This window comes from Citrobacter sp. RHBSTW-00887 (assembly GCF_013728095.1).
In the GTDB taxonomy this organism is placed as follows: Bacteria; Pseudomonadota; Gammaproteobacteria; order Enterobacterales; family Enterobacteriaceae; genus Citrobacter; species Citrobacter braakii.
This window is the reverse complement of record NZ_CP056267.1, coordinates 1,335,063-1,348,225: the sequence shown is the minus strand read 5'-3', so window position 1 is coordinate 1,348,225 and position 13,163 is coordinate 1,335,063. Positions and strand designations below refer to the sequence as shown.

Here is a 13,163-nt window from a genome sequence, read left to right as displayed (position 1 = left end):
CTCAGGCTCGTTGCAGTGACGGGCTAGTGTGCCGTTATCGTTGATACGCGATACCAGCCGCTGCTCTGCTTTCCTTCGTTGGCAAAGTTAATTCTTGCCGCCCCGGATTTATCCAGCATCGAAACCTCAATGGCGTATTGCCCTTTCGCCAGTCGACCCGGCATGGGCAATGCGTAGCTAACCTGATAAACGCCCGGGAGCCAACGTCGTATATCATCCGCCGCATTCCCCTGCGCCACCACCTTATTGGCGCTATCCACCACACGAAAAGCCAGCGTGTAGGGCAGATAAATCGGTGCGATACCTTCGTTATACCAGGTACTGTTCAACCTCAACGTTTGTCCGCCGTCCCACACGGACTCATGGCTCAGAGACGCTAAGCGAAACCGATAGCCCAGTTTGGTCAGCGCATCATCAACAATCGGTCGATAATCGCTGGGTATCGCTCTCGATTTCAGGTTGATCGTGCTGGCGTGCTGCTTGACCGCCCAGTCAAAAATGCCCTGCACTTCGGCACGCGTATAGTGGAAGGTGTTCTTCCAGTCCTGCATATATGAACAGATTTCCAGACTGACCGGCGCACGTTTCCAGGTATCATTAAACCCCGAATAGCTCTGCTGTGCTGCCAGTAATCGCTGCGGGTAATCATCGGCCATATGGCTCCAGGAGTCCGAAAATACGCGCAGGTCACCCCAGCAATCCGCCCGCCATCCAGCCCCTCGCGCCACCGCATTCGCCAGGCTTTGCCCACCGCTCATCAACATTATTTTCGGCGTCGAAGGGAAGGCAGAAAAGTGCATTGCGACGTAGCGGTCTAACTGCGCGGTGGTGTACTGCTCCAACAGTGGTTTCAGATCAGGGAAATTGCTGTTATGCCATTCACCCCAGGCCCCCACCATGCCGATATCCACAAAAGCGAGATTCTCATTACCGTCGTAGCGTTTTCCGAATGCGTTCAGCAGACGCTGGCTGTACTCAATAAACAGCGGGTCGCTTAAATCCGGAATAAATGTTTTATTATCGGGCGTCCAGCGGCCTTTCACGCCTTTTTTAATCAGCCAATCGGGAATTTTTGTGCCATCCCCCGGATCGGCAAGCACCATAAACCGCAGCCCGACATTCATCGCGGGACGATGCGCTACCGCGTATTTGAAGGCATCATCCACCAGCGCAAAATTATACTGACCTTCAACAGGCTCCAGCTCTCGCCAGTAAAATCGCTCGTATTCAAATCCGGTATTGGGATAATCCGCCAGACCCAGCGTTTCACCGTACCCCTGATGAAAACTTGCCACGCCAATCCCCGGATTGGTTAGCGGGCCCGTTAATGCTTTGGGGGTTACGGTCGTTAATGCAGACATAACCGCCAACGGAAAGGACATCAACAACAGCGCAGAAACCCATTTACACTTCATCGCAGTGACGCCCTCCACAGGTTTGTTTACGCTAGCGGTTTTTCAGACTTAACCACCAGTCCCATATACCCACATGAAAATTTTGGAACACATCAATACCTAATGCTGATTTGATCATATACAGCGTCAGCAATACGCAGCAGGTAACGAACAACACGGCAATCAGCAGCAAAAAAGTGAGCAATATTCTCGACAGGGTCGATTCCTGACGATGCTGCCGACGCAAATCTCTGCCAAACAAAAAAACCAGATAATAGCGTTTACTGAAAAAGGGAAAGCTTCGGCGAATATCGATCTGATGCCGCGAAGTCAGAGTCGAGGCCAGGATCGCTTTTTCCACCCCTTCTTTTTGTTCAGGGGTCAACCCTTGCGCAATCGGCTCGTCAAGATGAGCATAAAATCGTTCGATGACGGGAGGACGATTTTGAGGACTGGTCAAAATTAACCTATATCTTTATCAATTGAGTGATAGACGTTAATCGTCTTTTTGGCGATTTCATGCCAGTTATAGTTTTGCAAATATACACGATAGTCCACGCTATTGGTTGCCGCCCACTCGGTTAATTTTTCGGCCAGGCTGGTCACATCCCCCACCTTAAAATAGGCCTCGGACGGCAGTTGAACTTCGAGGTTAGCCGGAATATCACTGACGACGGCAGGAAGAGAAAATGACATTGCTTCCAGCAGCGCAATGGGCAATCCTTCATGGTATGAAGGCATCACAAACAGCTGTGCCTGGGAAAACACCGCCTGAAGCTCATCACCACGCAAGAACCCCGTCATCACAACGCCAGGGGTGTCCGCGGCAAGCTTTTTGAGGCGAATGCTGTATTCGGTCGGATGATCCGCATCGCCAATTAACACTAACGGCATAGTTAAACCGCTGCGCTGATAGGCGGCGATGGCATCATGCATCCCTTTTTCTTCCACAAATCGCCCAACCACCACGAGGTAGTTTTTCGGCTGCAGCCCAAAGCGGGAGAGCGTATTGTCGATGGTCAGCGCAGATAACGACCGCGGTTCGTTGACGCCATTGTGAATTAAATGCGCATCATAGCGAGCGTGTTTTTTCTGGATCAGTTGATTAATAACCTCAGAAATCACAATCACTTCGTTGGCATATCTCACAGCCCAACGCTCACCCAGCAGCAATATTTTTTTAGCAACGAATCCCCATTTTTGACGATCGTAATCAGGTCCATGGTGGGTGAACACCACCTTCTTCCCTAACATGCGTAATAAGGGGATCACAAGCCCAGGTCCGATAGCATGGACATGCACAATATCTGAATGGTCGATACTTGTCCTAAATGCCGCTAAAACGGAATGGACAATCGCTTCCAGCGAGCGCTTTTTGGGTGCCCACAGCGCGTAGGTTTCAACTTTCTTATATAATGATCGTTTGTAATTTACATACGGCGAGCGTGCAATCACGCAAATATCAACGTCCAACTGCTGCTTAATGGCAGGATATAGATTCTGACAGTGTGTCTCCACCCCGCCCAATACATCAGGAATACCACGCGTACCAAAAACCGTTATTTTTTTACTCATACTATGGCCTGCTCAGCAGTTCTTTATAGAGCGCCAGTAGAGTATCCATATGTTTACTCAGCGCATATTTTTCACTCAATCGCGCACGACCCTGTAAGCCCATGACCCGCGCCTTCTCTGGCGAGTCGGCCAGTGCATCCATCGCATTTGCTAACTCCTGCGCATTGCCAGGTTCGAATAAAATCCCTTCGATTCCGTCACGAATTTGTTCCGGGATACCGCCGATGCGCGATCCGATCACCGGCTTGCCTAAGGACATCGCCTCTAATATCGCCATAGAACAGTTTTCATAGCATTCTGAAGGAAGGATCACTGCCCGTGCATGCTTAATAAGGTTATCGAGAGCTTCCCCTTGTTGCACATAACCTAAAAACTCAACGTCCGGGTATTGGGCGACTAATTCGTCGTGCAGGGGACCGTGCCCCACAATTTTCAGCGGCGCTTTGTTCTGCATTTTCTCATGCGCCGCCAATAACGTTGCCACGCCCTTTTCACGGCTCAGGCGACCGAAGTACAGCATATAGCCCGCATCGCTTACCTCATCCAGAGGACGGCTGTCATCAACGCCATTGACGATGACATCAATGCGCGAATTCGGCAGCGTACGCAACAATACGCCGCGTAAAAAGACGCTCGGCGAAACGATCACATCCAGCGCCTGGTAATTTTGCGCAATATACTGCCAGGTCGCCTCTAAAGAGAGCAGGAGGCTTTTTGAAGCAGAGCCTTCCTGGCAACGATACCTGAAGGCATTGAAAACCGTCCCGGTAATACAGGAATCACACACTTTACCGTCGCGCAGCATGGAATAGGCAGGACAGACGATTTTATAGTCATGCGCGGTCAGCACCGTTTTGCAGCCAAAATTGCGGGCCACTTTAATCAACGCCGGCGTTAACTGATGGTAAATGTTATGGAAGTGGACGATATCCGGACGCTCTTTTTGTAGTAGCGCCAGCATCTTTTTGCAGGCCTGCGAATTATGAATAAAGTTAACCGCCGTTTTGAGCCCGCCCAGCAGATTGCTCTCTTGGTGGTAGTCCACATTGCTGACGAAATAATCCGCATAGTCCGAAGGGAAATTGTTCTCATGCTGCATCGAGAAATCAATAACCTGCACTCCGGCCTGTTTCAGCATCTCGCGCTCTTGAAAATAAACGGTTTCCGCGCCGCCTTTAATGAAAAAAAACTTATTCACTAATAAAACTTTCATTGCGCCAGCCTTAGTTATTCATGAATGATTTTACTGTCAGGCGGAGTCAACGGATCGCGTACTGGTTTAGTCAACCCTTTAACAAGTCCCGCAGAAAGCACGGCCAGGTTCATTACGCTCTGCAATCCGTTCAATAACGATCGATTCTGCACGGTTTTCAAGATAATAAAGGCTAGCAAGGGTAGAAATGCAATATCGAAAAGTTCGAGATTGAAGGTCACCGCCGCAATAAACAAGGCAATCAGATACACAGAAAAAATCGCCTCGTTCTTAACCATTTTTAACGCTTTGCCGAAATAAGGTTTTCCCCACGCACAACGTAAAAGCTCGCCCGGTGCCTGATAGTATCCACTTTTCCAGCGGTGCTTCAGCATCTGAAAGGTCGGCATGGTATGCGAAGTATGAATAAAATACGGAATATTCAGACGGCGTAGTTTATAACCCGCATCGAGCAAACGCAGGCCAAGTTCAGCTTCTTCATAAGCGTGCAAATTACGGTTGGTGAGATAACCAATTTTCTCAATCGCAGAGCGGCGATATAACCCACCACCGCCTAAATGGTCGCTATCTCCAAGCGGATAGATTTTACTAATACGCTGCTTACGCGATTTAAATTCATAGTTAACGGCATCGTCCATTTCAACGGTTCCCGCGACACCTGCATATTCCGGCTCAGCCTGCAAAAAAGCGACAGCCTGATCCACAAAGCCCTCTTCCAGCTCCATGTCGCCGTCCATCAGCAACAGATATTCCCCTTCACTATACAGATAACCTAACTGATGCCCGACGCCGCAGCAACGATCGCCTGGGTCAGTTAAAGAGACCACGGTCGCCCCTTTATCGATCGCAAGCTGTTGGGTGTTATCCGTTGACAGGCTATCTGCCACTATAATTTTATGTGGATAATCAACAAGCTGCCTGCGGATACTGTCTATCGTTTTCTCAATACATTCAGATTCATTGAGTGTTTTAATACTCACTGAAATAAACGGTTTTTGGTCCATACAATTACCCTACACAGCGAAGGACGGTTCGACGAATCACTAAACTTGATCCTAGTGATAAATAGAACAGGAATTGTAACATCGGTGTAATCATCAGTATCTGGCTGTAAGGTAAGCTAATTAAGCAACTGATAGCAAAAGCGTTAAACGCCGGTGCAAAGCTCAGCAACTGAAGATCCTGCTGGTCCAGTTGTTCAAGCGTCAGTAATGGCTTTGGCTGACAAACTTTCAGGATATAAATGAATAAGCTAATAAAAAGTAACGTGCCGATCACCCCGACTTCCCACAGCAGCATACTCAGGGAAGTCGAGTCGAGAATTAAGTTATAAATGATATTCAAAAAGCCCGGCGACACCGTACTCCCGCTGTTTGTGGCGTTGAGCCCATAACCAAATAACGTTCCTGAAAGCCCCCACAGATCGTTATTTTTCAACCAGAACAGGAACGTCGTAAAGCGCCCTAACTCCCCGGTAGACATGATGTAGTTCGGGTCAAAGATATAGCTTAAGGAGTCGATGAAAATGCTTAACGAGCTTTTCGACGGATCGCCGCCAAACGCGGAAGAATAATAGTACGCGAGGATCACTATCGACAGGCTAATAAGCAGCAGCATGCCCGCCACAATAACCAACAGCGTCTTCAGATTAACCTTACTGACGTCTTTGACGTAGCTCGGCGAGATCCACACCCACGCGAGGAACAGAGGTGACAGCAGAATGACGAACTTCACTTCACCAATAATACATAGCCCGATCCCAAGAACAATGTGCAACGCCATGGACTTGAACGTGGTCAACCCGTGCTTATACTCAGAGACTTTTAACGACATAATCAACAGGCAAAACAGGCCCATCGCAGCAGTGTTACCGCCCCCCATGGGGTCACCGCCAAACGTGCCAACCACAGAGTCCCATTTCTCATCTTCGCCACGCACCGCAACGCGCTGGGGAACGACCAGTAAAACCTGATAAATCATTACCGGGATTTGCGCGTAAAACACCCAGTACAGATAGCGCGTTGCACGGTAAATCTGCGACTCCCGGCAAAATCCCAGCAGCAAACAGATCATCACCAGTGACAATGCGATTTCATTTTTAAATGCCACAATCGCGACGGTGATTCCGCCCTGAATCAGCGTCGATGTTCCGGCCAGTATCAGGAACGAAAAATACAACGCCAGGACAATCGTCTCCTGCGCATCCAGCTGCAGCGAGCCATCACGCGTCTGCATCACCAATAATCCCACCATCAACAGGGTCAGGAAAAAGGGGATCCACAGCACCGACTGCATGCCGGTAAAGTATTGCACCAGGCCACACAGGATCAGCGTGACAAAGCTAAAAACCTGTAAATAGTATCCGGTATTCAGCGTCATAGTATCACCGGCTTATCTTTCAGAAGATTGGCTCGCTTATTCATTTTCAGATAAATGAAGGCGTAGCGAATAAATGTCAGTGAAGAAAACAGGATAACCGACGTGGCATAATCTTTATGAAAATAGGGAATGACGACAAATGCGAATAACACAATCGCCAGCTGTTCCAGTTGGATACGCAGAAAATAGCGGTGGGAACCAAAAATAAGCTCAATCACCGTCAGAGGGCTTATCGCCAGCGCCGGGAATAAATAGGGCAACATGTAGCGCGACGTCTCAATGGAGTTAATCCAGTCTTCGCTAAAGCCCAGACGCATCACTATTGGATAGAAAATAAACACCCCGAGAGTACAGATAACCCCCAGAACCAACAGTAGCATCCGCACCCTGGTATATTCCTGATAATTAAAGGTGTTATTTCTGAAGTCGATAGACCACTTGGAAAAAATAGTATTGCGCACTGCGTTGCCGATGATCACCACCGGCGCCAGGCAAAAGCGGCTAACCACGGAAAAATAACCTGCCGTCAGCGCCGAGAACCAAAAGTTAATCAACATAATCGGCAAATTACTGCTGGCCATCGCCAGCACTTCCGCACTACCGACTTTGGTAATGTGATGGATATTTTGTTTGAAAAAATGCCAGTTACTGGCAGGTCGCAAATGTCTGGCCGCCACAGAGCGAATATCAAACGAATGCAAAATACAGCTTATGGTCAGCACCATCGTCGCGCAGGCCCATGACCAATAAAACAGTTGCACCTGATGCGTAACCAGAACCGAAAGTAATACCACAACAGAGACAGAGATGCGCTGGAAAATCAGAAAACGAAAATTGGCCGTGCGCAGCGACAGGTTTTCCGAGATTAAAACCCACGCCGTCGCCAGCGTCAGCAAATAAAGGAACAGGATATTCTGGTGAAACAGCCACGCTGTCAGTACGGCGTACGGTAAGGCAATGATCGTGCTTTGGAGCAGGCAAAATACGACGTTCTGTACCAGTTCGTCGTCGTGCTGTTTTGGAATTAAAAGCTGCGATGCAAAGGTACACACCTGCGCGCCCACCACGGCGATGCTGTAATTGAGCGCATAAAGCCCCACCTCAGCCATATCGTACTTGTGCGAAATCAACCAGATAGACAGCGCACCAATCAACTGCGAGATGACTGATGAACCGGCTATCGTGGAAGCGCTCTTCAGTAGACTCATACCCGGCCTGGCGTCGTCATCAGTTGATCGGTACTGAAGTTAAGTGAACGCAGACCCTCCTGGGTTTCAAGATCTTTTTCTTCAACCGCATTGAGTACCGCGCCAATCACCACGCCGTTATTTTCCTCAATCCTATCCAGCGCGCTGGCGATGTGTCCCGCCGACTCCACCCCGGCTTTCACTATGAAAACAACCCCATCGACGGCACGTTTGATCAGTTGAACATCCTGGCTCTGATTCACAGCAGCAACATCAATAATGATGCGCTGATAATGCGATTTCAGTTCGCGCATTAAGGGTTCAACGTGCTCCGACGACAACATCAGTAAAGAAGAGATGGTGCTCTTGCCGTGCGCAATAAAGTCGAGATTATCACTGAGCGTGATCCGCGCCTGTTCCAGCTGAGTCTCTCCGCGCAGCAGCTCAGCCAGGCCTGCGGATGTGGCTGATGCCAGTTCAGAAGAAAGCCCGCCCGTATTAAAGAAATCCGCATCAATTAGCAGCGTTTTCTGGTCAAAACTAAAGGAGTTCGCTAACAGATTCGCCAACAAAGAACGCCCATCACCGTGTTCCGTCGATGCCACGGCGAGCGTCTGTAATGGACGATTATCCAGCATAATCCGGGTACGGATACCGTGCACAATATCAGCATTCAGCGGGTTCTTCAGGATCATGTCCCGCACTTGCGCACGCCCTGAGGTTCCACTAAAATGACGGATTTCACCCAGCGGGCTAACGTTGAGGCGCTTTTTCATGCGACTCAGGCTAGCGATTGAGTTATCCATCGCCGCTTTGACAATGAAATACATGATGCTAAACACGACCACCAGCATGACCACCATCACCAACAGCAGTGATTTATTCGGCTTCGCCGGTTTTAATGTGGGAACTGCGGGATCGTATAACACCGCATCGGCATTCACGCCGGACAGCGACAGCTCCTGAGTACGCTGATAGAGCGATTTATACAGGTCTTCCATTTTATCTAACGACAGTTTTTGGCCGTTCCAGACATCCCGTTTTGACGCCATTTTCTGGAAGATCTCTTTCTGCTGTTCAACCTGTTGCTGATAGTTCTTTTCATCCGCCAGCGCCGCCAGATATTGCTGACGTAAGCCGACTTTCAGCTCACCCAACACCCGTCCGGTTTGGCTTTGGATCGACTGAACATCGGCCTCTGCTTTTAAAATGGCGGGGTTTTTTGGCCCATAAACTTTGCGCAGTTCAGACAACGTACGCTGCGCCTGAATCAGCGCAATGCGCAGATCCTGAATCTGAGCGTGGTTAGAGACCGAAGGCAGCGAGATAACGCTCTCGGCGGACTTCCCTGCTCCATTCACTTCGTTATAAACGGATTCAGCGGCAACACGACGTTGGGTCGCGTCGGCCAGACGATTGGTCACGATACTTAACTGCTCAGTTTCAAAACCATCGATACCGCGAAAGGTCAACAGCCCGGCATTTTTCAGATAGCTTTCCATCTCTTCTTTTTGCTTCGCTATCGACTTCTGAATCTCTTCCATTTTTTCATAATTCAGCTCGCGGGCTTTCTCTACTTTCTGACGCTTTTGCTCCAGCGTATAGTTGATGAAAGCCTGCGCGACGCCGTTGGCGATATCAGCCGCAACCTGGGGCGAAGTCGATTCATAGGTAATAGAGGCGAGGTTCGTTGTCCGAATACCGATGACATTCAGGTTTTTCGACAACGTTTTCAGCGCCAGCTCCATTCTCAGTTGCCGACTTTCACTGCTATCAGCGCCCTGAGCATCGGCTTTTTCCCCGGTAAATGCCGGGTTTTCATCCAGCTTCATATCGCGAACGGCTTGCTCGAGCACAATTCGTGAATGCATCAACGCATATTGCGTTTCGTAGTAACCACTGCGCGTTGAATCGAAACCATCAACCTGTGGGAACGGAGAAACGTTATCGGCCTGCGCCTTAATCAGCACCGTCGCCGTTGATACATACTTTGAGGACATCATGCTGATTAACGGATAAGCCACGACCCCGGCAACGATACCGGCCAGCGCGATTTTCCAGGCGTTCTTTTTCAGCGCTTTGGCAAAGCGGGAGAATTCAACAGTGCTTTCTCGTTTTTTGCCGTTTTCCACTATTGATAGTTTCATCGTCAGAAGAACCCCATGCCAATAATCACGACATCCCCAGGATGAACAGAGTGCGTTAAATCAACATTCTCAAGCAGCTGATTGCTACCTGACAGGCGAATGTTGATATCTTGACGGTCAGCACGATCTGTAAATCCCCCCGCCTGCGCAATAGATTTCTCGACGGTAAGTCCTGGCTCATAAGCGAATCCATTCGGACTTTTCACCTCGCCAGAAACATAGTATTTACGGAACTCGGCAATACTCACCGTCACCATCGGAGTAGTAAAATAATCTCCAGTCAGGCGTTGAGTTAATTCGTTAGTCACCTGTTCAACAGTTTTATCTTTTAATATAAGAGCACCAACAAACGGGAAATTAATCTCCCCACTCTTATCCAAAATAAACCGCATCGTCATATCGGGTTGACCATGAACAGCGATATTGACAGTATCCCCTGCCCCAAGTCGGTAATCCTGCTGAACAGTAGCAGGATCGTCCATTAATCTCGGGCTGGACGTTGTGCATCCGACCATCAGGATACTGAATAGCAAAACCGCGCACAGTTCTATTATTTTCATTTTAGATCTGAACCTTAGCTTTAAGCATAATCATAGAATTATCATAACCCAACGTTCTGATGACTTCCTGATTGTCGTTGGGACCGATATAAAACGAATCAGTATCCTTATTCGAATTCAACGTATCTATTTGATATTTAATCTCAAAATTGACCGACGGTGTGTAGTCATAGCTCATGGTTACGCTAAATACCCCATCTTTATCATGCCGATCTTTATTCTGTTTTTGATAGTCTTCTGAAGTGTATGAGTAATCCAGCAAGGTAGAGAAACGGTTGCCTAACCAGAAGTGCTGGTAAGAAAGACCATACTGGGTGACTAAAATATATCCCCCAACTTCCGATGGGTCTTTAATGCTTTGCGCTGAATGCACCGTGAAAACAGACTGTTGTAACGGCTTCCACTCCCCTTTTATATCCCAGTTTAGACCATTAAAATCATGCGAGTTTGCGTTGTTTTCAAATGTCTTGTACAACCATGAAATATTCATGTCGACATTGGTTTTTCCCGTCAACTGCGACTTCAGGCCATACAGCAAATAATACTCATTAGTGTCTTTTTCTGAGTTGTTATCATAGTGACGCTGGTTTGTAATAAAGCTATAGCGAAAACGCGTTCTGGATGTGTATTGGTCAAAAATTTCTGCCACCAGGCTATTTTCGTGCCATTCCTGTTCCTGAATGTAATTGTAGAAATCTTCACTACTCTCCTGGGCGTCAGACGTATTGCCGAACGTCAGTTTTTTGTATAACAACGCCAGTTCCGCTTTCCCGCGCCCATCCGGCGCGCCATAGCTGTAGCGCAATTCACTGTTAATAAAATTCGTCGTCAGCGGAGATTTAATCCCATACTGCTCGAATTGACCCGGTAGAAACCCCTCAGTGATCCCTCGACCGCGGGATTCGTGCCCAAGCGTATCCTCCAGATTGAGTGTTAAGCCGTGCTTGAGCCCATAGCGCCAGGCACCGTTAAAACGGAAAAAATGATCGTTATAGTTATCAGCGGAATCGCTTGAGTAGTTACGATAATCACCGGAGTACATCAGTAAATACTTATCCTGACCGCGCTCTCCGATCATACTCAAAACGGGCGCTGCGCTCTGAAACGAGGAACCGATAGCATCTCTGCTATGTGGCTGATAAGACACGTTATCATTATAACCATAGTCCACAGCGACCTTGCCCTGGAAGTCGATCCCCGCAAAGCCAATGTGTGATTTCGGTGTTAAATCAGCCCATACGGGCTGCGATATCACGATTCCGGTAATCACGAGTAATTTAGTATGCATTCTTACCGATAAATCCTTTAAAAATAGTTTTAATAATAATTTTTATATCCAACCATAAAGACCAGTTTTGAATGTACTCAATATCGTACTGAACCCTTTTTTCCATCTTATAAAGCGCATCGATTTCCCCGCGGAAACCGTTGATCTGCGCAAGCCCGGTGATCCCAGGCTTAACTTTATGGCGGATCATGTAATTTTCGACCTGTTTACGGTACTGCTCATTATGCGTAACCGCATGAGGTCTGGGACCGACAATCGACATACTTCCCTGCAATACATTGATAAATTGCGGCAGTTCATCCAGTGAGGTGCGGCGTAAGAAACTACCGAATTTGGTTACCCGCGGATCGTTTTTAGTGGCCTGAATAACCGTATCGGCGTTCTCCATAACGCGCATCGAGCGAAACTTCCAGACCTTAATTTTTTGCCCGCTAAGACCATACCGATCTTGTTTGAAAAAGACTGGCCCGCGGGAAGTAAGTTTGATTCCAATGGCAATGGCCAACATTAGCGAAGAAATCATCACCATAATAATGCTGCCAAGCACCAAATCTTCCGCCCGCTTGATAAACGAACCCGCCCCTTCAAACGGCGAACTAAAAATTCCAATAGTTTGCAGGTTGTGAATGGAGCGTAGCTTGGACATGTTGTTACTGTAGGTATAGAAGTCAGGAACAATATACGTATCTACGGTAGTGTCTGACATCATCGCCAAAAAATGACGAATGCGCTGTAAAGCTACCATCGGTAAAGCGATGTAGATTTCGTCTATATTTCCCTGCCGGGCTTCCTCAACCAGATTGATCACCGGCCCACGAAAGGGGCTTTTTACCTTATCGACGATATCGCCACAGCGGGATAAGGCGCGCTCATCATAAAAAGCCAGATCCAATGTGATATTAGCGTATTCATCCATTAACGCGTTTTCTGCAGCCAGACCATTGTCGGTCAGACCAATAATCGCCACGCGCATACTCTTTTTCGTTGAATATTTAAAAATGAAAAAGCGAATGTAATAAAGAAAAGGTAATGGGATGAAGTACCAGTAAATAATCGCTGAATAAAAGGGGGAAGGCAGTTTGTCTAAGTAGCCGAGAGACTCGGGTTCAGCCACCGTCATGCTGACCAGTTCGTTAAAAAAAATCGCCAGCAGCGTACAAAAAACCAACCGTTTTTGATTACGTAAACCGATCGTCTTAATCTTTTGTTGATAAATTTTAATGTATTCAGCAAACAGTAAGAAAAAGACTGAGAAGAGAATACTCAGAATGGCAATGGTGTTAAATGGCGCCAGACCTAACAGATGGGCGCTAAAAATTAACGTCGCATTGATTACAATGAAATCGACCAGCTTTAAAAAGACTGGATATCCGTGGCTGCTAATCTTTAGCGATTTTTTAAGCATATCTCAGCCCATTAT

At 47.8% G+C, this 13,163-nt stretch carries 11 protein-coding genes; all 11 read right to left on the bottom strand.

The window, feature by feature from the left end; genetic code table 11:
* Window positions 1–23: 23 nt before the first annotated feature.
* Genes HV314_RS06440 through HV314_RS06390 form a run of 11 tightly spaced genes read right to left on the bottom strand, consistent with a single transcriptional unit; the run spans window position 24 to window position 13,148 of the window.
* The gene (locus HV314_RS06440) at window positions 24–1,415 is read right to left on the bottom strand and encodes a DUF4832 domain-containing protein (protein WP_181547612.1); all 1,392 of its coding nucleotides are present in this window, start codon (window positions 1,413–1,415) and stop codon (window positions 24–26) included.
* A 31-nt stretch (window positions 1,416–1,446) separates the two neighbouring features.
* On the bottom strand, window positions 1,447–1,854 hold the full coding sequence (locus HV314_RS06435; protein ID WP_016154111.1) for a hypothetical protein: 408 nt from the start codon (window positions 1,852–1,854) through the stop codon (window positions 1,447–1,449).
* A 2-nt stretch (window positions 1,855–1,856) separates the two neighbouring features.
* The gene (locus HV314_RS06430) at window positions 1,857–2,969 is read right to left on the bottom strand and encodes a glycosyltransferase family 4 protein (RefSeq protein ID WP_016157268.1); all 1,113 of its coding nucleotides are present in this window, start codon (window positions 2,967–2,969) and stop codon (window positions 1,857–1,859) included.
* 1 nt (window position 2,970) lies between these two features.
* Window positions 2,971–4,182 carry a glycosyltransferase family 4 protein gene (locus HV314_RS06425; RefSeq protein ID WP_131379894.1) on the bottom strand — a complete coding sequence of 404 codons (1,212 nt, stop codon included), beginning with the start codon at window positions 4,180–4,182 and terminating at the stop codon, window positions 2,971–2,973.
* Between the two features lie 14 nt (window positions 4,183–4,196).
* Window positions 4,197–5,186, bottom strand: coding sequence for a glycosyltransferase (locus tag HV314_RS06420; RefSeq protein WP_181547611.1), 990 nt, complete (start codon window positions 5,184–5,186; stop codon window positions 4,197–4,199).
* A gap of 4 nt (window positions 5,187–5,190) precedes the next feature.
* A complete protein-coding gene (locus tag HV314_RS06415) occupies window positions 5,191–6,561 on the bottom strand; it encodes a capsular biosynthesis protein (RefSeq protein ID WP_181547609.1) in 1,371 nt (456 codons plus the stop codon).
* Window positions 6,558–7,769, bottom strand: coding sequence for a lipopolysaccharide biosynthesis protein (locus HV314_RS06410; protein WP_094762191.1), 1,212 nt, complete (start codon window positions 7,767–7,769; stop codon window positions 6,558–6,560). Before HV314_RS06410 ends, HV314_RS06415 begins: the two co-directional genes overlap by 4 nt.
* Complete coding sequence (locus tag HV314_RS06405) at window positions 7,766–9,895, bottom strand: GumC family protein (RefSeq protein ID WP_181547607.1); 2,130 nt, start codon at window positions 9,893–9,895, stop codon at window positions 7,766–7,768. Before HV314_RS06405 ends, HV314_RS06410 begins: the two co-directional genes overlap by 4 nt.
* A gap of 2 nt (window positions 9,896–9,897) precedes the next feature.
* Entirely contained in the window at window positions 9,898–10,455 is a 558-nt protein-coding gene (locus tag HV314_RS06400) for a polysaccharide biosynthesis/export family protein (protein ID WP_016154118.1), read from the bottom strand.
* Between the two features lies 1 nt (window position 10,456).
* Window positions 10,457–11,743 carry an outer membrane beta-barrel protein gene (locus tag HV314_RS06395; RefSeq protein WP_181547605.1) on the bottom strand — a complete coding sequence of 429 codons (1,287 nt, stop codon included), beginning with the start codon at window positions 11,741–11,743 and terminating at the stop codon, window positions 10,457–10,459.
* Complete coding sequence (locus tag HV314_RS06390) at window positions 11,733–13,148, bottom strand: undecaprenyl-phosphate glucose phosphotransferase (protein WP_181547603.1); 1,416 nt, start codon at window positions 13,146–13,148, stop codon at window positions 11,733–11,735. Before HV314_RS06390 ends, HV314_RS06395 begins: the two co-directional genes overlap by 11 nt.
* Window positions 13,149–13,163 lie beyond the last annotated feature (15 nt).

Bases quoted from the DNA above. Each gene is read 5' to 3' on its own strand.
- HV314_RS06390 (WP_181547603.1), bottom strand. From the start codon at position 13,148: ATGCTTAAAAAATCGCTAAAGATTAGCAGCCACGGATATCCAGTCTTT.
- HV314_RS06415 (WP_181547609.1), bottom strand. From the start codon at position 6,561: ATGACGCTGAATACCGGATACTATTTACAGGTTTTTAGCTTTGTCACG.
- HV314_RS06420 (WP_181547611.1), bottom strand. From the start codon at position 5,186: ATGGACCAAAAACCGTTTATTTCAGTGAGTATTAAAACACTCAATGAA.
- HV314_RS06430 (WP_016157268.1), bottom strand. From the start codon at position 2,969: ATGAGTAAAAAAATAACGGTTTTTGGTACGCGTGGTATTCCTGATGTA.
- HV314_RS06425 (WP_131379894.1), bottom strand. From the start codon at position 4,182: ATGAAAGTTTTATTAGTGAATAAGTTTTTTTTCATTAAAGGCGGCGCG.
- HV314_RS06410 (WP_094762191.1), bottom strand. From the start codon at position 7,769: ATGAGTCTACTGAAGAGCGCTTCCACGATAGCCGGTTCATCAGTCATC.
- HV314_RS06400 (WP_016154118.1), bottom strand. From the start codon at position 10,455: ATGAAAATAATAGAACTGTGCGCGGTTTTGCTATTCAGTATCCTGATG.
- HV314_RS06395 (WP_181547605.1), bottom strand. From the start codon at position 11,743: ATGCATACTAAATTACTCGTGATTACCGGAATCGTGATATCGCAGCCC.
- HV314_RS06405 (WP_181547607.1), bottom strand. From the start codon at position 9,895: ATGAAACTATCAATAGTGGAAAACGGCAAAAAACGAGAAAGCACTGTT.
- HV314_RS06440 (WP_181547612.1), bottom strand. From the start codon at position 1,415: ATGAAGTGTAAATGGGTTTCTGCGCTGTTGTTGATGTCCTTTCCGTTG.